The sequence below is a fragment of the Acidovorax sp. genome (assembly GCF_022763525.1).
Lineage (GTDB): Bacteria > Pseudomonadota > Gammaproteobacteria > Burkholderiales > Burkholderiaceae_C > Acidovorax.
On record NZ_JALEGG010000264.1, the window covers coordinates 1 to 19,174 of the forward strand.

15 protein-coding genes and 1 pseudogene are annotated in these 19,174 nt (G+C 65.0%); 6 read left to right on the forward strand and 10 right to left on the reverse strand.

Annotation, left to right across the window (positions count from 1 at the left end; all coding sequences use genetic code 11):
* From MRY84_RS20255 to MRY84_RS20270, 4 genes and pseudogenes are all read left to right on the forward strand, one after another.
* Positions 1–274: pseudogene (locus tag MRY84_RS20255) on the forward strand (acetyl-CoA carboxylase biotin carboxylase subunit); the annotation flags it as partial.
* A gap of 113 nt (positions 275–387) precedes the next feature.
* Entirely contained in the window at positions 388–1,290 is a 903-nt protein-coding gene (prmA, locus tag MRY84_RS20260; RefSeq protein ID WP_291507482.1) for a 50S ribosomal protein L11 methyltransferase, read from the forward strand.
* Between the two features lie 62 nt (positions 1,291–1,352).
* Complete coding sequence (locus MRY84_RS20265; protein WP_291507483.1) at positions 1,353–2,972, forward strand: DUF3426 domain-containing protein; 1,620 nt, start codon at positions 1,353–1,355, stop codon at positions 2,970–2,972.
* A gap of 36 nt (positions 2,973–3,008) precedes the next feature.
* Complete coding sequence (locus MRY84_RS20270; RefSeq protein ID WP_291507484.1) at positions 3,009–3,905, forward strand: carbohydrate kinase family protein; 897 nt, start codon at positions 3,009–3,011, stop codon at positions 3,903–3,905.
* A gap of 308 nt (positions 3,906–4,213) precedes the next feature.
* Here the strand turns inward: MRY84_RS20270 and MRY84_RS20275 are convergent, their stop codons facing one another.
* From MRY84_RS20275 to ccsA, 8 genes are all read right to left on the reverse strand, one after another.
* Positions 4,214–4,807, reverse strand: a complete 594-nt coding sequence (locus MRY84_RS20275; RefSeq protein WP_291507485.1) for a histone — start codon at positions 4,805–4,807, stop codon at positions 4,214–4,216.
* Positions 4,808–4,992: 185 nt separating this feature from the next.
* Positions 4,993–6,201, reverse strand: coding sequence for a ribonucleotide-diphosphate reductase subunit beta (locus MRY84_RS20280; RefSeq protein ID WP_291507486.1), 1,209 nt, complete (start codon positions 6,199–6,201; stop codon positions 4,993–4,995).
* Positions 6,202–6,336: 135 nt separating this feature from the next.
* Positions 6,337–9,279, reverse strand: a complete 2,943-nt coding sequence (locus tag MRY84_RS20285; RefSeq protein ID WP_291507487.1) for a ribonucleoside-diphosphate reductase subunit alpha — start codon at positions 9,277–9,279, stop codon at positions 6,337–6,339.
* Between the two features lie 368 nt (positions 9,280–9,647).
* Positions 9,648–10,277, reverse strand: a complete 630-nt coding sequence (gene ampD, locus MRY84_RS20290) for a 1,6-anhydro-N-acetylmuramyl-L-alanine amidase AmpD (protein WP_291507488.1) — start codon at positions 10,275–10,277, stop codon at positions 9,648–9,650.
* Positions 10,261–11,781 carry a sigma-54 dependent transcriptional regulator gene (locus MRY84_RS20295; protein WP_291507489.1) on the reverse strand — a complete coding sequence of 507 codons (1,521 nt, stop codon included), beginning with the start codon at positions 11,779–11,781 and terminating at the stop codon, positions 10,261–10,263. The genes ampD and MRY84_RS20295 overlap by 17 nt, the downstream gene beginning before the upstream one ends.
* An 11-nt stretch (positions 11,782–11,792) precedes the next feature.
* Positions 11,793–13,472 (reverse strand): HAMP domain-containing sensor histidine kinase, encoded by a 1,680-nt coding sequence (locus tag MRY84_RS20300; protein ID WP_291507490.1) that lies wholly within the window; start codon positions 13,470–13,472, stop codon positions 11,793–11,795.
* A 34-nt stretch (positions 13,473–13,506) separates the two neighbouring features.
* Positions 13,507–13,737 carry a PP0621 family protein gene (locus MRY84_RS20305; RefSeq protein WP_291507491.1) on the reverse strand — a complete coding sequence of 77 codons (231 nt, stop codon included), beginning with the start codon at positions 13,735–13,737 and terminating at the stop codon, positions 13,507–13,509.
* Entirely contained in the window at positions 13,734–14,531 is a 798-nt protein-coding gene (gene ccsA, locus MRY84_RS20310; RefSeq protein ID WP_291507492.1) for a cytochrome c biogenesis protein CcsA, read from the reverse strand. Before ccsA ends, MRY84_RS20305 begins: the two co-directional genes overlap by 4 nt.
* A gap of 100 nt (positions 14,532–14,631) precedes the next feature.
* Here ccsA and ffh point away from each other — a divergent pair, with 100 nt between their 5' ends.
* Positions 14,632–16,011 (forward strand): signal recognition particle protein, encoded by a 1,380-nt coding sequence (ffh, locus tag MRY84_RS20315; RefSeq protein ID WP_291507493.1) that lies wholly within the window; start codon positions 14,632–14,634, stop codon positions 16,009–16,011.
* A 163-nt stretch (positions 16,012–16,174) separates the two neighbouring features.
* Here the strand turns inward: ffh and MRY84_RS20320 are convergent, their stop codons facing one another.
* Both MRY84_RS20320 and MRY84_RS20325 read right to left on the reverse strand, forming a co-directional pair.
* Entirely contained in the window at positions 16,175–16,873 is a 699-nt protein-coding gene (locus tag MRY84_RS20320; RefSeq protein WP_291507494.1) for a DUF1266 domain-containing protein, read from the reverse strand.
* Positions 16,870–18,012: a hypothetical protein gene (locus MRY84_RS20325; RefSeq protein WP_291507495.1), complete on the reverse strand. Its 1,143-nt coding sequence runs from the start codon at positions 18,010–18,012 to the stop codon at positions 16,870–16,872. The genes MRY84_RS20320 and MRY84_RS20325 overlap by 4 nt, the downstream gene beginning before the upstream one ends.
* On the opposite strand from MRY84_RS20325, the gene MRY84_RS23200 reads away from it, so the two are divergent.
* The gene (locus tag MRY84_RS23200) at positions 18,011–18,130 is read left to right on the forward strand and encodes a hypothetical protein (protein WP_363317573.1); all 120 of its coding nucleotides are present in this window, start codon (positions 18,011–18,013) and stop codon (positions 18,128–18,130) included. The genes MRY84_RS20325 and MRY84_RS23200 overlap by 2 nt on opposite strands.
* Positions 18,131–19,174 lie beyond the last annotated feature (1,044 nt).

Below are 19,174 nucleotides of genomic sequence, written 5' to 3' on the forward strand. Positions count from 1 at the left end.
ACCAGGCGGTCCGGGCGTGCGTGTCGATTCGCATGCGTACACCAACTATTTCGTACCGCCGAACTACGACTCGATGATCGGCAAGATCATCGTGCACGGGGACACGCGAGAGCAGGCCCTGGCCCGCATGCGAACGGCGCTGTCGGAGACTGTGATTGAAGGTATCAACACCAATGTGCCGCTGCACCGCGAGCTGATGGTGGACGCGAAGTTCATGGCCGGTGGGACCAACATCCACTATCTGGAAGAGTGGTTGTCGCAGCACAAGCGTTGATGCGCTAACGTGCGGTTGACCTGTGGACGCGGGCCCGGCCCATGCGCTCCCTCCGTTCCTATGCTGGTCCTTGGTAACAGGGGCCGGCATTTCATTTTTTCTGAGAGATGCCCATGTTTGAGCTGAGCCTGATGTGCCCGGAGGACCGTATCGAAGCGGTGAGCGACGCGCTGGATGCGCTGGACGCGCTTTCCGTGTCGGTCGAAGACGCCGATGCCCAGACGGACGCAGAGATTGCGCTGTTCGGCGAGCCCGGCATGCCGCCTCCCAAGGATGGGTGGCAGCGCAGCCGCGTGGTGGCGCTGTTCGCCACCGAGGCGCTGGCCACCGAGGCGTGTGATTTGCTGGCACTCCAGGATTTCTTTGCGGGCTGCCAAGTGCTGGGCATGGCGCCGGTCGAAGAGCAGGACTGGGTGCGACTCACCCAATCGCAGTTTTCGCCGGTGGATATCACGCCGGATTTCTGGATTGTCCCCACCTGGCATGAGCTGCCTGCCGCGGCCACACGCAGCATTCGCCTGGACCCGGGCCTTGCTTTTGGCACCGGAACCCATCCCACGACCCGCATGTGCCTGCGCTGGATCGCCCGCCATGGGGCCAGCGATTCCGTTGCCGGCAATCCGCTGGGCCGGGTTCTGGACTATGGCTGCGGATCTGGCATCCTGGCTATCGGCGCGGCCAAGTTTGGGGCCACGGACATCGACGCGGTGGACATCGATCCTGCAGCCGTCGAATCCACCGTGCTCAACGCAAAGGCCAACGAGGTGGAACTGCACGCCGGCCTGCCCGACAAGGCCCAGGGCGAATACCAGACGGTGCTGGCCAACATCCTGGCAACACCCCTGCGTGTGCTCGCCCCCCTCCTGTGCAACCACGTGGCGCCTGGCGGGTACCTGGTTCTCGCAGGCATCCTGGCGCGCCAGGCCGACGAGCTCAAGGAGGCCTATGCCCCGTGGGTGCAGCTGGAAGTGGCCGACGCGGAAGACGGCTGGATCCTGATGACGGCCCGGCGCTGAGGCATTGGCGCCCCTGCCTCCCCGCTGGCGGGCAGAAAACGCAACCCTACAATCCTGCGCTGATGAGCCAGATCACCCGCTGCCCGTCCTGTTCGACCACATTCAAGGTGGTGGCGGACCAGTTGCGCATCTCCGAAGGGTGGGTCCGTTGCGGCCAATGCAAGGAAGTTTTTGATGCATCGGCCCATTTGCTGGCGGCTGCGCCTGCTGCGCTGCTGCCCGACGTATCCCTGACCGATGTCCGCCCGCCCCCGGTGCCTGTCGCGCGACCTCCGGACGCCGGGCGTGCGTGGGGTCAACCTCCAGCTTCCGCTCCGGTCTCGACTCCACGCGAAGCGCGGATCTCCCCGGCCACCGCCGCGGCGCCGCCGCTCTCGCCGCCTGCTGCCCCCCCCGTCCACACGACAATGGACCGGGATGGGGTCGATGAGCCTGCCGAGGACACTGCCGTCCCTGATCCAGCCAGCGAGGCGGCGCCCGTTGCGCCCACCCTGGAGGTTCCGCTGCCTGCGGTGCCCGCGTTTCTTTCTGCTGAATCTGGCGAGGGCTCCACTGCGCCTTTGAATCTGGAGGGCGCCACGCCCTTTTCCTGGCGGGCACGGCCCCCGGCTGCCAGCCCAGCGGCGCAGGGGCTGGGCGGCCCTGCTGGCGGGGATGCGGTCGTCGACTCGGGGCCAGGCGTCGAGCCGCCAGACATCCCGGCCACCCCGGCGGCGGCATCCAAAAGCCAGGAGCCGCGGCAGACGCTGTTGACACCGCTCCCGCCGATCCCTGGCGGGTATGAACTGCCGGCTGCGGAACCGGTGGAGGCGGAGGCTAGTGATGCACCGGCCAGTTCTGATGCATTCGTGGAACTCACTCCCATGGGTTATCCAGCGCTGGAGCTGCCCCCGAAAGCCGCTCCACCGGTAAGCCCGCCGCCGCCATCGGCGCCGCCCGACGCAGCGATGGCCCCTGGCGTGGTGGCGCAGGACATGGCGGTGCCGCTTCCCTCCGTTGACTTCGCCCCGTTGGCGGCATCGCTGGAGCCCGAGCCTGAAGCCTTGTCGCTGGTGGAAGACCGTTCGCCTGCGGCGGTGCTGCAGGCCGCGTCGCGCAAGTCTTCGCTCCCCCCAGCAGAGCACGCCGGGGCGGATGATGACGAGGATGACACGGCCGAGGCGGATCCAGAGGTCAGCTTTGTCCGCGCGGCTCGGCGCCAGGCTTTTTGGCGTAAGCCTCAGGTGCGCGTGGCACTGGTGGCCATGATCCTGCTGGCGATAGCAGGCTTTGCCCTGCAAGTCGCCGTGCAGGAGCGAGATCGGCTGGCGGCTGCCGAGCCTCGCTTGCGACCGATGCTGCTGACCTTGTGTGCTTCTTTGCAGTGTGAAATCGCGCCACCACGGCAGATTGCCGACATTGTGATCGACAGTTCCTCGTTCAACAAAGCCCGGGGTGATAGCTATCACCTTGCGTTGACGATGAAAAGCAAGGCGTCGATCCCCCTGGCCATGCCAGCGGTTGAACTGACGCTGACCGACGCCCAGGACCAGCCGATGCTGCGCCGCGTGCTGCTTCCCACAGACATGGGGGCCCCGATGGAGCTTCCGGCGGGTGGAGAGTGGAGTGCGTCACTGTCGGTCATCGTCACCACAGGTGGCGCGCGCGTCGCAGGCTACCGCTTGCTGGCTTTCTATCCCTGAAGCTGATCCTTCTTACTATCTACACCCGTATTCGATATGGCTGCGCTCATTTGTGGTTCCCTGGCATTTGACACCATCATGACTTTCGAGGGCCGCTTTGCCGAGCAGATCCTGCCCGACCAGTTGCACATCCTGAACGTTTCGTTCCTGGTGCCATCGTTGCGGCGTGATTTTGGAGGCTGCGCTGGCAATATTGCCTACAGCCTGAAGCTGCTGGGGGGCGAGCCGCTTCCCATGGCGATGCTGGGCAGCGACGGGACGGACTACCTCCAGCGCCTGGAAGCACTGGGCATCAGCTGCCGCCACGTGGGCCAGGTACAAGAAACGTACACCGCCCAGGCCATGATCATGACGGACCGTGACAACAATCAGATCACGGCATTTCATCCCGGCGCCATGATGCAGGCCCATGCGCTGCGCATCGAGCCCGGTTCAGGCGCCGCGGTAGCGATCATCGCGCCCGATGGGCGGGATGCCATGCTGGAACATGCCGCTCAATGCGTGGCGGCAGGCATTCCCTTCGTGTTTGACCCCGGCCAGGGTCTGCCCATGTTCAATGGGCAGGAATTGGCCCGGTTCGTGGCGCAGGCCACCTGGGTCACGGTGAATGACTACGAAGGCAAGATGCTCTGCGACCGCACCGGCTGGACCTTGGCAGATATATCGCACAAGGTGAAAGGCTTGGTGGTGACCCTGGGTGCCGAAGGCTGTGAGGTGTGGGTGGATGGCGAGAGAACCCACGTACCCGCGGTGGCGCCCACCCAGGTGGTAGACCCGACAGGCTGCGGTGATGCCTGGCGCGGCGCGTTGCTGTTTGGCTTGGAGAAGGGCTGGCCGCTGGTCCGTTGTGCCCAGTTGGGGAACCAGGTGGGTGCGCTCAAGATTGCGCAGCGTGGACCTCAGAACTACACGTTGGACTTCGTTCCAGCCTAGCCGGTAGTTGGGTTGGAGATGTCAGCGTTGGGGCGGTGTTTTGATGGATTCCATCGCCCACCTGGGTACCCCGTAGGCGTGAAGCCGGGCGTGCGAACGCCTTCCTCGTATCGCGTGGGGCTGCGGGCGAGGCGGACCCAGGGTTTTGGCGGGGCAATTCGCACCCAAAGGCAGTTGGTTGACCCTGCATCTGGCCCATGTCTTCAGGTGCTTGTGCTCCGCATGGCCGTCTTCTGAGCCAATGCAGGCATAAAAAAAACCCGGTGCGCGTGCACCGGGTTGAGCGGCTCGCTTGCAGTGCGCTCGTATCAGGGCTTGTTGCCCGTAGGGAAAGGCCAAGCCGCCTGAGGGTTCAGGGTGGTCTGGGCGGCTGGAGCGGCAGCAGCAGGGGCAGGCGCCTTGGCGGCCTTCTTGGCCGGTGCAGCCTTCTTGGCGGGAGCCTTGGCAGGGGCAGCCTTCTTGGCAGGAGCGGCGGCCTTTTTTGCTGGGGCTGCTGCCTTCTTGGCCGGTGCAGCCTTCTTCGCTGCTACGGCCTTCTTGGCGGGAGCGGCTTTCTTCGCTGGAGCTGCTGCCTTCTTGGCCGGTGCAGCTTTCTTCGCTGCTACGGCCTTCTTGGCGGGAGCGGCCTTCTTCGCTGGAGCTGCTGCCTTCTTGGCCGGTGCAGCCTTCTTCGCTGCTACGGCCTTCTTGGCGGGAGTGGCTTTCTTCGCTGGAGCTGCTGCCTTCTTGGCCGGTGCGGCCTTCTTCGCTGCTACGGCCTTCTTGGCGGGAGCGGCCTTCTTTGCTGGAGCCGCTGCCTTCTTGGCGGGTGCAGCTTTCTTCGCTGCTGCTGGCTTAGCAGTAGCAGCGGCCTTCTTCGCGGGGGCAGCCTTCTTGGCGGCCGGTTTTTTCGCAGTTGCCATCATGTTCTCCTTGGGTCAATTTTGCAAAGAGCACTTTCTGTCTGCAGTGGACAGAAAGCGATCCATGGGGATGGAGAAAGCTCCATCCCCATGAACACGGGAACGCCCCGCGGGGCAGCACTCTGCGGTGCTGACATTGCGGGGCGTGGTGTGCAAGCCATGGTGGTGTGATGCGGAAAAAGGCGCTAGTCCCAGGACAGCGCACCACCGGACTGGTATTCAATCACGCGGGTTTCGAAGAAGTTACGTTCCTTCTTCAGATCAATCATTTCGCTCATCCACGGGAACGGGTTTTCCTCGTTGGGGAACAGCGTCTCCAACCCGATCTGCGTTGCGCGGCGGTTGGCGATGTACCGCAGGTAACCCTTGAACATCGAAGCGTTCATTCCCAGGACGCCGCGGGGCATGGTGTCCTCGGCATAGCGGTATTCCAGTTCCACGGCCTTGAGGAACAGGGCGTTGATCTCGGCCTTGAACTCTGCAGTCCAGAGGTGCGGGTTTTCAAGCTTCAGCTGGTTGATCAGGTCGATGCCGAAATTGCAGTGCATCGACTCGTCGCGCAGGATGTACTGGTACTGCTCGGCGGCGCCGGTCATCTTGTTCTGGCGCCCCAAGGCAAGGATTTGCGTGAAGCCGACGTAGAAGAACAGGCCTTCCATCAAGCAGGCAAAAACGATGAGCGACTTGAGGAGCGTCTGGTCGTTCTCGGGCGTACCTGTTTTGAAATTGGGATCCATGATCGCGTCGATGAACGGGATCAGGAACTCGTCCTTGTCCCGTATCGACGCGACTTCGTTGTATGCGTTGAAGATTTCGCCCTCGTCCAGCCCGAGCGATTCCACGATGTACTGGTAGGCGTGCGTGTGGATGGCTTCTTCGAAGGCCTGGCGCAGCAGGAACTGGCGGCATTCCGGCGCAGTGATGTGGCGGTAGGTGCCCAGGACGATGTTGTTGGCGGCCAAGGAGTCGGCCGTCACGAAGAAGCCCAGGTTGCGCTTGATGATGCGGCGCTCGTCATCGGTCAGACCGTTGGGGTCCTTCCACAACGCGATGTCGCGCGTCATGTTCACTTCTTGCGGCATCCAGTGGTTGGCGCAGGTGGCCAGGTACTTCTCCCAGGCCCATTTGTACTTGAAAGGCACCAGCTGGTTGACGTCCGTCTGACCATTGATGATGCGCTTGTCGGCTGCATTGACGCGGCGGTGTGTTGCGCTTGATGCGGTTGCTTGTGTCGCTGCAGAGGCTGGGGGAGCGACAGTTGCTGCGGCTTGCACTGCTTGCAGCGAAGGGGACTGAAAAGACAGGGGCGACTGTCCCACCGAGTGGCTCTTGTTCAGTCCACCGTCCAGTTGATTTTGCGATGAGGGCTTGACTTCTTCGTCCCAGGACAACATAGATTTTCCAGTGTTCGGATTATGAAAGCAGTGCTGCAAAAAGGAAAGCACCGCAGCGTTATGCAGCAACGTTTGTTGCTTCACAGCACACGCGCAACACCTCGAAGCGGGGCCGAGGTGTCGCGCGCGAAGTCCTTATTGGCAGGCTTCGCAGCCTGGATCGTCGATGGCGCAGAACTTGACGTCCGTGGCAGGCACTGCGGCTGCCTGCGCGGCCGCTGCTGCAGCTGCGGCCTCCAGCGCGCTGGGCTTGGCTTGGGAAGGTGCCGGGGCCGCCGCGGCGCCGCTGTCGCTGCCGGACGAAACGGCATTGAGCTGGCGTGTGTTCACCGTGCTCATTTCCACGTGCGTCGCGCTTTGCGTGCGCAGGTAGTACGTGGTCTTGAGGCCTCGAACCCAGGCGAGCTTGTAGGTGTCGTCCAGCTTCTTGCCCGACGCGCCGGCCATGTAGATGTTCAGGCTCTGCGCCTGATCAATCCACTTCTGGCGACGCGATGCCGCTTCGACCAGCCAGCGCGGCTCGACTTCGAACGCTGTGGAGTACAGCGCCTTGATGTCCTGCGGCACACGGTCGATGGGATGCAGGGAACCCTTGAAATGCTTGAGGTCCATGATCATCACGTCATCCCACAAGCCCAGGCGCTTGAGGTCGCGCACCAGGCCGCCGTTGATGACGGTGAATTCACCCGACAGGTTGGACTTCACCGACAGGTTGCCGAACGACGGTTCGATCGACGCATCCACGCCGATGATGTTGGAGATGGTGGCCGTGGGCGCAATGGCCACGCAATTGGAGTTGCGCATGCCGTCCTGCGCAATCTTCTTGCGCAGTGCGTCCCAGTCCAGCGTGGAAGAGCGGTCCACTTCCACATAGCCGCCTCGCGCCTGGGCCAGCATGTCCAGCGTATCAAAGGGCAGGATGCCGCGATCCCACAGCGAGCCCTTGTAGGTCGAATACTGGCCGCGTTCGCGGGCCAGCTCGGTGGAGGCCCAGTAGGCGTAGTAGCAGATGGCTTCCATCGACTTGTCGGCAAACTCCACGGCTTCCTGGGAGGCGTAGGGGATGCGCAGCTCGTACAGGCTGTCCTGGAAGGCCATCACGCCCAGGCCCACGGGGCGGTGGCGCAGGTTGGAGTCGCGCGCTTTCTTGACGGCGTAGTAGTTGATGTCGATGACGTTGTCGAGCATGCGCATGGCGACCGTGATGGTCTTCTTGAGCTTGTCGTGGTCGATCTGGCCGTTCTTCAGATGCTGCAGCAAATTGACCGAGCCCAGGTTGCACACGGCGGTTTCGGTGTCGCTCGTGTTCAGCGTGATCTCGGTGCACAGGTTCGACGAGTGCACCACCCCAGCGTGCTGCTGGGGTGAGCGCACGTTGCAAGCATCCTTGAAGGTGATCCAGGGGTGCCCGGTCTCGAACAGCATCGTCAGCATCTTGCGCCACAGGTCGGTGGCCTGCACGGTCTTGGAGGGCTTGATCTCGCCCCGGGCGGCCTTTTCTTCATAGGCCACATAGGCCTTCTCGAAGTCCGCTCCGAACAGGTCGTGCAAGTCCGGCACGTTGGAAGGGGAGAACAGGGTCCAGGTGCCCTTTTCCATCACGCGGCGCATGAACAGGTCGGGGATCCAGTTGGCCGTGTTCATGTCGTGCGTGCGGCGGCGGTCGTCGCCGGTGTTCTTGCGCAGCTCCAGGAACTCCTCAATGTCAAGGTGCCAGCTTTCGAGGTACGTGCAGACGGCACCCTTGCGCTTGCCACCTTGGTTCACTGCCACGGCGGTGTCGTTGACCACCTTGAGGAACGGTACAACGCCCTGCGACTCTCCATTGGTGCCCTTGATGTGGCTGCCCAGCGCGCGCACACGGGTCCAGTCGTTGCCCAGGCCACCTGCAAATTTGGACAGCAGGGCGTTTTCCTTGATGGATTCGTAGATGCCGTCCAGGTCGTCGGGCACCGTGGTCAGGTAGCAGCTCGAAAGTTGCGAGCGCAGCGTGCCGCTATTGAACAGCGTGGGCGTGCTCGACATGAAGTCGAAGGACGACAGCACTTCGTAGAACTCGATGGCGCGGGCTTCGCGGTCCGTCTCGTTCAGTGCGAGCCCCATGGCGACGCGCATGAAGAAGGCCTGCGGCAGCTCGATGCGGGTTTTCTTGACGTGCAGGAAGTAGCGGTCGTACAGGGTCTGCAGGCCGAGGTAGTCGAACTTCAGGTCGCGCTCTGCCTTGAGCGCGCCACCCAGGCGCCGCAGGTCGTACTTCAGCAGGCGCTCGTCCAGCAATTCGTTGTCCACGCCCTTCTGGATGAACTGGGGGAAGTACTCCAGGTAGGCCTGGCCCATCTCGGCCTGGGCCACTTCCTTGCCCAGCACTTCGCGCACGATGGTGTGCAGCAGCAGGCGAGCGGTGGCGTAGGTGTAGTCGGGGTCTTTCTCGATGAGCGTGCGGGCCGCCAGAATTGATGCCTTGTAGACCTCGTCCATCGGAACGCCGTCGTACAGGTTGCGCATGGTTTCAGCCACGATGGGGTCGGCCTTCACGTCCGCTCCCAGGTTGACACAGGCGGATTCGATCAGGGATTGCAGCCGGCGCGGGTTGAGCGCGACACGCTCGCCGCCATCCAGTACATACAGCTGGGGAGTGGACGAGGCCAGTGCCTGCTGTTCCGCCTGCTGGGCACGTTCTTGCGTGCGGCGCTCGCGGTACAGCACGTAGGCGCGGGCGACCTCATGGTGGCCACCGCGCATCAGGCCCAGCTCCACTTGGTCTTGCACATCTTCGATATGGAAGGTGCCACCGGCAGGGCGTGAGCGGACGAGGGCGCGAGTCACCGCCTGGGTCAAGGTGTCGACCACTTCGCGCACGCTGGCAGAGGCAGCGCCTTGCGTGCCATGCACCGCCAGGAAGGCCTTCATCATCGCCACGGCAATTTTCTGGGGCTCAAACGGCACCACCGCGCCGTTGCGGCGAATGATCTGGTAATGGGCCAGCAAGCCAGTAGCTGCCGCTTGTGGAGACTGGGCGGCGGGGGCTTGTGCGGCGGTTGCCTGGGGCGTGGCAGGAGTGTTCAAAGCAGCTTGCATGGGTGTCCTCTTCTTTGGGCTGTCTGGGGTGGGGGCGCGCGGTAGGGTGCCGGCGCAGCGAGCGTGTGATGCGGCGGACCACTGTCTGGCGCACACTATATATGGTGTGTCCTGTGCGTTCAAGACACTACCGGTAGTGTACCGCTCGAAATGCATCACAAAACCGAAACAGCATGTTTTGGGCATCGTCCACGCGTGTGGGCGATCTGCCGCGGGCCGTTGCCCCGCCATGGATAAGGCGGACAAGCCATGGAAATACGGGCGTTTCCAGCGGATTTTCTTTGTGAGCCCGCATGGTTTCTGGCGGAGACGCTATGTGCACATGCACAAAGAAAAATGCCGCTTGACTTGGCGCGGCGAGCGTGCATTCAGCGTTGGGCTGGCAGCGGGGGGCGTGTGATTTCGGGAAAACGATGCCAAGGCCAGTGGAGTGCCTGTTGAACGCGCGCCCAGTCGAAACCTGCGCCAGGATCTTGCTTGCGGCCCGGGGCGATGTGTTCGTGCCCGGCAATGTGGGCGATGGGGTAGCGCTGCGCGATGTCCCGGCAAAGCGCCGTCAGCGTCGCGTACTGCGCGGGTTCGAACGGCTGGCCTTCCAGTCCCTCCAGCTCAATGCCGATGGAGTCATCGTTGCATTGGGTGCGGCCACGGTAGGCCGACTGGCCCGCGTGCCAGGCCCGCAGGTCGCAGTCCACGAACTGCCAAAGCGCCCCGGTGCGGTCCACGAAGAAGTGCGCAGATACCTGGAGCCCCCGGATGCTGTCGAAGTAGGGGTGTGCGTCCCAATCCAGGGTATTGGTGAACAGCTGCTGGACTGCCAGCCCGCCGTATTCACCGGGCGGCAGGCTGATCGAGTGCACCACGATGAGGTCGATGGCCGAGGCCGCATGCGCCGGGCGGGGGCCGTGGTTGGGGGATTCCAGCCGGGTGGCATCTCGGTACCATCCTCCGTCCCAGAGGGGACGTGTATCCGCCGGGGGCTCAGCGCGCGTCGTCATGCGTGTCTTGGTCGCCGGGCACTGCAATGTTCAGCCGCGCAATGCGATAGCGGATCTGGCGCAGACTGATGCCCAGCCGCGCTGCCGTGGCGGTGCGGTTGAAGCCGCTTTCACGCAGCGCACGGATCAGGATGTCGCGTTCTTGGTGGTCGAGCCAGGCCTGGAGGTCGTTGGGCAACGGGACCAAGCCATCCGCGCCAGGGGGTGGAGCCAATGCATATGCGGAGTGGGCCTCCGCTGGCATGGGGGGGGCGGCGCATTCTGGCGTGGTGCGCGCTCTCACCTGCTCCGTGGTTGCGCAGGGCCAGTCCACGTGCAGTTCCTCTCCGTCGCTCAGGGCCACGGCCCGGTGCAGGAGGTTTTCCAGTTCGCGCACATTCCCCGTCAAGGGGTGCGCGGCAATGGCTTCCAGAGCTTGCCCGGACAACGCAGGCACGGGCATGCCGGATTCTTGGGCGATGCGTGCGAGCAGGGCGGTGCACAACGCGGGCAGATCCTCGCGCCGTTCGCGCAGCGGGGGAATCACAATTTCGATCACGTTCAGCCGGTAGTACAGATCCTGCCGGAACCGGCCTGTCTGCACGTCCGCAGCCAGGTCCCGGTGGGTGGCGCTGACGATGCGCACGTCCACCGTTTCTTCCTGGGTGGAGCCCAGCGGCCGCACGCTACGCTCCTGAATGGCGCGCAACAGCTTGGATTGCATGGCCAGGGGGAGGTCGCCGATTTCATCAAGGAACAATGTTCCGCCGCGGGCAGCCTGGAAGTACCCATCGCGATCGGCTGTGGCGCCGGTGTAGGAACCCTTGCGCGCGCCAAAGAACTCGGCTTCGAGCAGGTTCTCCGGGATGGCGCCGCAGTTCACGGCCACCCAGGGGCCGTCGGCGCGTTGGCTGCTGGCATGCAGGGCCTGGGCCACGAGTTCCTTGCCCGTGCCTGACTCCCCGTGGATCAGCACGGGCGCCATGCCCCGTGCCACCTTGGCCACGCGCTGCTTGACGTTGCGCATTGCTTCAGAAGTGCCCACGAGCCGGTCCAGGGCTGTGCCCGCTGCGTGAGCGTCTGCGCCGCCATACGCCGTGTGCCGTCCCTGGACACCGCCGGAGCGCGCCGCCCTGGGCGCGGGCACGCCCCCTGCGCCTTGCACCGCAGAGGCCACGACAGACCGGAACTGCTTCAGGTCCACGGGCTTGGTCAGGTAGTCGAAGGCACCCGAGCGCAGTGCTTCCACCGCGTTCTCCGCGGACCCGTAGGCTGTCATGACGACGCAGCGCTCCTTGCGCTGTTGATCGCGCAGGTCCTGCAGCAGCTCCATGCCGAATCCATCGGGCAGGCGCATGTCGGTGATGACGGCATCAAAGCGATTGGCCTTGAGCTGCTCGCGTGCCTCTTGCACGCTGGAGGCGGTTTCCACGCGGTAGCCTTCGCGCAGCAGCGTCAGCTCATAGAGGGTGCGCAGGTCGGGTTCGTCGTCCACGACGAGGATGGAGGCGGCAGGAGCATTCATGGTAGATGGGGTTAGACCACGATGGTGTCAAACAGCGTGGCGGCTTCGGCGGGGCGCGTGGTGCGGCGAAAGCCCACGGTGAAGGCGTTGCCACCCACTTCGCCCCGCTCGGTGGTGCGGGCCAGCCGCTGGTAGCTGATGGACGCACCATGGCGCTGGCACAGCTCCCGGCAAATATAGAGGCCCAGTCCGCTGGAGCGGCTTTCAGAAGAAAAGAACGGTTCGAACAGATGGCGCTCAACGGATTTGTCCATGGGAGCGCCATCGCTCCAGACCTGCAGGCTGGTCTGGCCGTGCGGCGAGGTGCGGGTTGTCACCATGAGCGAGTCGGGCTCCGGACCCATGTAGCGCAGGGCGTTGTCCAGCAGGTTCACAAGCACGCGGCGCAAGTGTTCCGCGTCGAATTCCACCTGGGTGGCACCCGCTTCAAGCGTAACCACGGCCCGCCGTCGCGCGGGTTCCTGCGCCTGCCAGTCGCTCCAGATCTGGGCTACGGTCTCGTCCAGCGATAGCGTAGAGGCGGGCGCGTGGCTGATCTGGTGCTGCACGCGGGCAATGTCCAGCACATCCTCAGCGATGCGCGCCAGGCGGTCGGCATTTTGCTGCACCATATGCGTCAAGCGCTTTTGGGCCGGATCGTGCAGGTCCTCTTCCAGCAGGGCGTTGGCCTGCACAATGGCCGCGAGCGGGTTGCGGATCTCATGGGCCACCGCGGCCGACATGCGGCCCATGGCCGCCAGCTTTTCGGTGCGCAAGCGTGCTTCCATCTCGCGCAGGTCGTGCAGGAACATGACGCACAGACGTTCGGTCTGTGCCTGAGACGCGCTCTCCTGAGTGGATGTCAACCAGGTCCGCACGTGCAGCCCGGTGGGGCTCTGCCCGGCATGCAGCAGGTCGACGTCAGCAGCCAGTGCTTTCTGCTGGCGAAAGGTGCGGCGCGCGAGGGTGACCAGCGGTTCCCAGGCGGTTTCGGCCGACAGTGCGAAGGGCAATTCGGGCATGGTGGCGCCGCGAAGCAGTTGCAGCCCGGCCGGATTGGCAATGCGTACCAGGTCGGTTGAATCGACCACGAGCACACCATCGGTGAGGTTCTGGATGACGAGGGCACTCACCTGGGTCTGCACACGCGCCGCCATCTGGCTGCGCTGCGCCAGATCCTGCTCGCGCGCCAGCCGCGTTGCGAGCTGGTGCACCAGGTAGCTCACCACAAAATAGCCCGTGCCCGTGAGCGCGCTTTGCAGATAGCGCGGCGCATTGTCCCCGGTAGAGCCCGTCCCCAGCCACCAAGCCCAGCCCAGCAGCAGCAGGGTGACGGCAGCGGTGGTTCCGAGTGCCAGTGTCAGCGTGCCGAGCACGGCGGCCATCAGGATGGGCAGGCCAAACAACGGGGTGTAGTTCATGCTGCCCGCGTGCAACAGCTGCAGGGCTGCGATCGCAGCCAGATCGACGCCAATGGAAGGCAGCCATTTCGGGCTGGCCGCTGGCGGCGGCAGGGAATCGCTGGCCAGCACGCGCAGCAGCACGGTGGCGACCAGATAGGCCACGCACACCGCCAGCACGGCCGGCTCGCTGGACTGATTGATCGCCTGGACTGCCCCTTGCATCACGACCAGGGCCAGCGCCACCATGGCGCGGCCTGTCAGGAAGCCGCGCCACAGCCTAGCGAAAGGAGCATCTACCAAAGATTGCATGGTGTGGTTGACGGCGGCTGCTGGGGGACCGGACTCAGGCCGGGCCCAGGCGCTGGTGTTCCGCGCAGCAATAGGCGTGGGCGCCGGACAGCAGTGCTTCGGCCTGGGGAACGTGCACGCCGCAATGCGCGCATGCCAGCATGTCCTGGGGCAGGGCGAGTGCCCGCGGAGCGCGGGCCGAGGCTGATGCGGTATCGCTGGCGCGGCGGCTGCGCCAGATGCCGAAGGCCACCAACAGCACCACCAGCAAGACCAGATATTTCATGCGTTGCGACCCAGGACGACTTCCATGACAAAGCGGGAGCCCACATACGCCAGCAGCAGGAGCGCAGATCCGGTATAGAGGACCCGCACCGCATTGCGGCCGCGCCATCCGAAGCGTGCACGCCCGATGAGCAGGGTCGCAAAGGTGACCCAGGAGAGCAGCGAAAAAACGGCCTTGTGGTCCCATCGCCAGGCTTTTCCGTACAAGGTCTCGCCAAACAGCCAGCCCGCCAGCAAGGTGGCGGTGAGCAGGATGAAGCCTGCCGTGACAAAGCGGAAGGTCAGCCGTTCCAGCGTCAACAGTGGAATCCCGCTGTGTGGGTCTTCAGCGTGGCGGATGCGGCGCTCGGCGCGCGTCATCAGCCAGGCGTGCACGACGGCGGCAGCAAACAACCCATAGCATGCAATGCCCAGGGCCAGGTGCAAAGGCAGCCAGGCCGAGGCCGACACGTGCAGCGGTTGGCCTGGAAACAGCATGGCCAGCACGATGGCGACGGCACCCAGCGCCGCCAGTACCCAGCGGGATTGCATTTGCGGGAACAGCTGTCGCTCCACGGCGTACACCGTCAGAACCAGCCAGGCCGTCATGGACAAGGCTGGGGCAAATCCAAAGCGTGGCGCATCGCCCCAGAGCCCCCACACCAGCACGGCGCCGTGCAGCACCCAGGCAGTCAGGAGCGCGTTCCGAGCCACGGCGGCTCCCATCCGCGATGCGGCGGCAGCGGGCACGGCGTATGCCACGGCTGCGGCCAGGGCCAGCAGCCAGCTGACGGGAGAGCTACTCGGTAAAATCATGGCTGACAGTTTAGCCTTTCGCCCCACCGCCAGCGCCCTGGCGGCCTGCGCTTGCAACCTCGGCGTTGACCGTGCGCAGGCAACACCGGAACTCCTCTCTATGGCCTCCGCCCTTACCGACAAACTCACGCGCCTCGTCAAGGAGATGCGTGGCCAGGCCCGCATTACCGAATCCAACGTGCAGGACATGCTGCGCGAGGTGCGCATGGCGCTGCTCGAGGCCGATGTGGCCTTGCCCGTGGTGCGCGACTTCATTGCCCGCGTCAAGGAAAAGGCGCTGGGGCAGGAGGTGCTGGGCTCCCTCAAGCCGGGCCAGACGCTGGTTTCCATCGTGAACCGCGAGCTCGCCGCCACCATGGGCGAGGGGGTGGCCGACATCAACCTCGCGGCCCAGCCTCCGGCCGTGATCCTGATGGCCGGCCTGCAAGGTGCGGGCAAGACCACCACCACCGCCAAGCTGGCCAAACACCTGATTGAAAAGCGCAAGAAGAAGGTGCTGACCGTGTCGGGCGACGTGTACCGCCCGGCGGCCATCGAGCAGCTCAAGACCGTGACGAAGCAGGCCGGCGCCGAGTGGTTCCCGAGCACGCCCGACCAGAAGCCGCTGGACATCGCCCATGCGGCGCTTGACTATGCCCGCAAGCACTACTTCGATGTGCTGCTGGTGGACACGGCCGGCCGTTTGGCCATCGACGAAGCCTTGATGAAGGAAATCAAGGATCTGCACGCCGCCCTGAACCCGGTCGAAACGCTCTTCGTGGTCGATGCCATGCAGGGCCAGGACGCCATCAATACCGCCAAGGCCTTCAAGGAGGCCCTGCCGCTCACGGGTATCGTTCTCACCAAGCTCGATGGTGATTCACGTGGCGGTGCGGCCCTGTCGGTGCGCCAGATCACGGGAGCGCCCATCAAGTTTGCAGGCGTTTCGGAAAAGATCGATGGCCTGGAGGTGTTCGATGCCGAGCGCCATGCGGGCCGCATCCTGGGCATGGGCGACATCGTGGCGCTGGTGGAGCAGGTCACGGCCGGGGTGGACATCGAGGCTGCGCAGAAGCTGGCGGCCAAGGTCAAGAGCGGCGACGGGTTCGATCTCAACGACTTTCTCGCGCAGATCCAGCAGATGAAGCAGATGGGCGGCCTCTCCAGTCTGATGGACAAGCTCCCGTCGCAGCTCACCGCCAAGGCAGGCGCGGTGGACATGGACAAGGCCGAGAAGGACATCAAGCGCAAGGAGGGCATCATCCAGAGCATGACGCCGCTGGAGCGCCGCAAACCCGAGCTCATCAAAGCCACGCGCAAGAAGCGCATCGCCAATGGTGCGGGCGTGCATGTGCAGGAGGTCAACCGCCTGCTCAAGGAGTTTGAGCAGATGCAGGGCATGATGAAGAAGATGAAGGGCGGCGGCCTCATGAAGATGATGAAGCGCATGGGCGGTTTGAAGGGCCTGGGCGGCGGTGGCATGCCCAAGATGCCGTTCTAAGAGCAACCCCCTGGGTCGCTTCGGGCCTTCCCCCTTCGCTCGAACTGCTGCGCAATTCGGACAGGGAGAGGCAGCCAGTGCGGCTACCCTGGCCTGTGGCGCGTCTATTGACAAGGGACAAGGCCGAGGCGCTCAGGCGTGATGGTTGGCCTTGAACAGTCTCTTACTGCTTCATGGGTAGTGGCGGCAGCGGCCAGGGCAGCCAGTGCCAGGGGTGGTCACGGTTGCTCACCCATTGCGCCACCTCTTCTTCGGTGAAGGCCACGCCCAGGCTGTCGGCGCGGGAGTGCGCCACCCACTGCCGGCGCCCGCGCGCATACGCGGTGCCGAAATCCTTCCAGCTGGCAAAACAGTCGGCAGCGCGTTGTGCGTTGTGGTGCAGGATTTGCCATTGCGTGGCCTCGTCCAGCCAGCCCAGCAGAGCTGCCGTGCGCGTTGCGAAGGCCACGCGCGCGCAAGCCAGGGCCAGTGCGTCGCGCGGGGCGTCGTCGGGGCGCAGGGCATCCAGGCCGATGCGATACCAGCACGCCTGCAGCCGCGCGGGCAAGGTGGCGCGTAGCTGGGCATCGTCCACGTCGCTTCGCAAGCCCAGCAGGTGCAGCAGGGCGGGACGCAGCGATTGCTGCAGCGAATCGGCCAGTTGGGGCATGCGGGCGTCGGCAAAGCCGCCCTTGATGCGGCCGAAGGCCATGGGGTCGGCCAGGGCCAGGGTCCAGTTCCAGTGGTCGTCCAGCACATATTGGCGGCGCAGGCGAGGGCGCGCGTACCACCGCAGGAAGGGCCCCAGCACCCACAGCAACAGCCGCCAGGCCAACCAGACCAGAAAGCCGACTACCGCGGCAAAGATCAGCCAGGCGATCATGGTGCGTGCTCCGCCGCCTTGGCGCTGCTGGCAGCCAGCGCGGCCGCCACGGATGCCGCGAGCGGAAGGCCCTCCAGCAGATCGGGGTCGCGTGCGGCCACCAGCCACTGCACCAGGGGCGTCGGAGCGGGCAGTTCGCGCACCATCGCGGGCCGGGCCTGGACCAGGCACAACTGGTCTTCCTCCTGCACCACGTCGCGCACCGCGCACCAGCCCCGGGCCGTGCGCACGATGCCCATCTGCAAAGCGTCGGGCGGTGTCTCCTCGCAGGTATCCAGTTGGTTGAGCAGGGCCAGTACCTCGCCCTGGTAGCGCTCCACGGGCGGCCGGTTCTGCTTGCCCTTGATCTGGTCGATGGCCAGGCGCCCGCCCTCGCGCACATGGGCGCTGATCGTGACGTGCGGCACCTGGTGGGCCGAGCGGTAGGAAAACAGGCGCAGGCGACCCTCTTCGCAAGCGGAGGCATAGCGCTCGCCGTAGCCACCGACCAGGCTGCGCCGGCTGGCGAACTGGCCCAGGCAATGGCGCATCATCTGGCTTTCGTAGGCCATCTCGGCCCGCAGGTGCTCGCTGCCGGGGCGAAACTCGACGAATTGGCCCTGCTCGCACTGGTGCACCGTGGCCACGGCATCGGGTTGGTGCTCGCGCCAGCCCGCCGCGGCTTTGGCTTCATAGGCCGCATGTTCCCGCTCCCACAGGGCCAGAGCCTGTGGCGCGGTCACGCGCTGGAGCTTGCCTTGCAGGGGCGTGCCCTCGCGCGACAGCAGGAATTCCACCAGCCGTGATTCCAGCGCCAGTACTGCATCGGCAGCGGGATCGATCCACCACAACGGTGCGGACGCCGTAACTCCAGGGCGGGGCGTCGCTTCACCCAGGCGGACCAGTGCCCAGGGTGGCACGGGCGCCGGCCGCAGAAGTGCCTGGGCCTGCTCGCGCTGCGTGACGAGCTGCAGCGCGGGGCTGGGCGCCTGCAGGTTGCCCACCACATGGCGGTAGAAATGGTTGGCGAGCCAGGCGCGGACCTCTTGCGGATCTCCGCGCTCCAGGCTGCGGCGTTCAATGGCGCCGCGCAGTGCTGGTGCGTTGATCACATCGCGGGCGCCGTAGCCAGCGCGCAGGGCGTCGCCGGGGCTGGCCATCACCAGAACTTCCACCAGGGCTTTAGGCGGCGCAATGCCTTCTGGCAGCGGGCCATGTTGCTGCGCGCCAGCTGGGCCTGCTCCTGGTCGTCGGGCTCTTCGGGGCGCACCATCTTGAGCGAATCGCGGTACAGGGCCAGCGCCCGCTCGTGCTGCCCGGCGTACTCCAGCACATTGCCCGCCACGCGTCGCATGCCGGGCAGCGGGCTGGCCAAAGCTCGGGGCAGCGCACGTTCCAGCCGCGCCAGCGCGTCGACAGGTTGCGACCACGCCAGGTCGCGCAGCATGACCAGCAGCGTGTCCAGGTAGTCCTCTTCGTTTTCTTGCTGCTCGTCCCGGTCGAGCCCGGCCCACCATTCGTCCAGGCGCTGCAGCCAGATGTCGATCTCGTTGTCGCGGTCCAGGTTGTAGAGGGCGTGGCAGACCCCCTTGAAGTAGTCGGTGGGGTCGTGGCGTCCGTAGCCATAGTCCAGCGCGTAGTGCCAGAGCCTGTCGGCCGCTGCGATGAACTCGGGCTTGCGTTCGGCCGCCTCGTAGCAGGACATCAAACCGTTGTGATGCTCCGCGAAGGGGCTGGTGGCCAGGCCCTTGTGGTGCAGTGCGATGGCCTTGTCGTACTCCTGCAGGCGCCAGCGGTAGTAGATCGCCAGGTTGTTGCACAACATGGAGTAGACGTGCACGTCGCCATCGCGGAACCAGCCTTCGCCCGTGGCGAAGAAGGCTTCGAAGTGCACTATTGCGGCTTCGTAGTAGCGGGCCTTCAGGGTGTCGATTTCGCGCTCGGGCCAGGCAGCGTCGTCGCTGGCGCCGCAGGCTTCCTGGAAGTTGAAGTCCAGCCACACCCCGAGGTTGTAGCACCAGCCTGCGGCCGGAGAGGCCGGGAACGGCTGCTGCAGTGCTTTGGCAATGCCGTGCGCTTTGGCGCGACTGAGCCACAAGGCCTGCAGCACGTCCGGCGCAGCCTGGGAGGGCTCGCGCGCTGCGGACTCCAGCAGTGGCAGGGCGTGCGCATGCTCGCCTTGCGCGCACAGGCGCATGCCCTCCATGGCGGCCAGTGCCGGATGCGTGGGCACCATCCGCCGCGCCTGCGCCAGGTGATGTTGGGCGTAGACATCGGGAGGCTGGGGGCGCGCCACCCAGGCGGTGTCTGCGGTCATCGCCG

Excerpts from the sequence above, each read along its gene's own strand:
- prmA (WP_291507482.1), top strand. The coding sequence starts at position 388 with ATGTTTGAGCTGAGCCTGATGTGCCCGGAGGACCGTATCGAAGCGGTG.
- MRY84_RS20265 (WP_291507483.1), top strand. The coding sequence starts at position 1,353 with ATGAGCCAGATCACCCGCTGCCCGTCCTGTTCGACCACATTCAAGGTG.
- MRY84_RS20270 (WP_291507484.1), top strand. The coding sequence starts at position 3,009 with ATGGCTGCGCTCATTTGTGGTTCCCTGGCATTTGACACCATCATGACT.
- MRY84_RS20275 (WP_291507485.1), bottom strand. The coding sequence starts at position 4,807 with ATGGCAACTGCGAAAAAACCGGCCGCCAAGAAGGCTGCCCCCGCGAAG.
- MRY84_RS20280 (WP_291507486.1), bottom strand. The coding sequence starts at position 6,201 with ATGTTGTCCTGGGACGAAGAAGTCAAGCCCTCATCGCAAAATCAACTG.
- MRY84_RS20285 (WP_291507487.1), bottom strand. The coding sequence starts at position 9,279 with ATGCAAGCTGCTTTGAACACTCCTGCCACGCCCCAGGCAACCGCCGCA.
- ampD (WP_291507488.1), bottom strand. The coding sequence starts at position 10,277 with ATGACGACGCGCGCTGAGCCCCCGGCGGATACACGTCCCCTCTGGGAC.
- MRY84_RS20295 (WP_291507489.1), bottom strand. The coding sequence starts at position 11,781 with ATGAATGCTCCTGCCGCCTCCATCCTCGTCGTGGACGACGAACCCGAC.
- MRY84_RS20300 (WP_291507490.1), bottom strand. The coding sequence starts at position 13,472 with ATGCAATCTTTGGTAGATGCTCCTTTCGCTAGGCTGTGGCGCGGCTTC.
- MRY84_RS20305 (WP_291507491.1), bottom strand. The coding sequence starts at position 13,737 with ATGAAATATCTGGTCTTGCTGGTGGTGCTGTTGGTGGCCTTCGGCATC.
- ccsA (WP_291507492.1), bottom strand. The coding sequence starts at position 14,531 with ATGATTTTACCGAGTAGCTCTCCCGTCAGCTGGCTGCTGGCCCTGGCC.
- ffh (WP_291507493.1), top strand. The coding sequence starts at position 14,632 with ATGGCCTCCGCCCTTACCGACAAACTCACGCGCCTCGTCAAGGAGATG.
- MRY84_RS20320 (WP_291507494.1), bottom strand. The coding sequence starts at position 16,873 with ATGATCGCCTGGCTGATCTTTGCCGCGGTAGTCGGCTTTCTGGTCTGG.
- MRY84_RS20325 (WP_291507495.1), bottom strand. The coding sequence starts at position 18,012 with ATGGCCAGCCCCGGCGACGCCCTGCGCGCTGGCTACGGCGCCCGCGAT.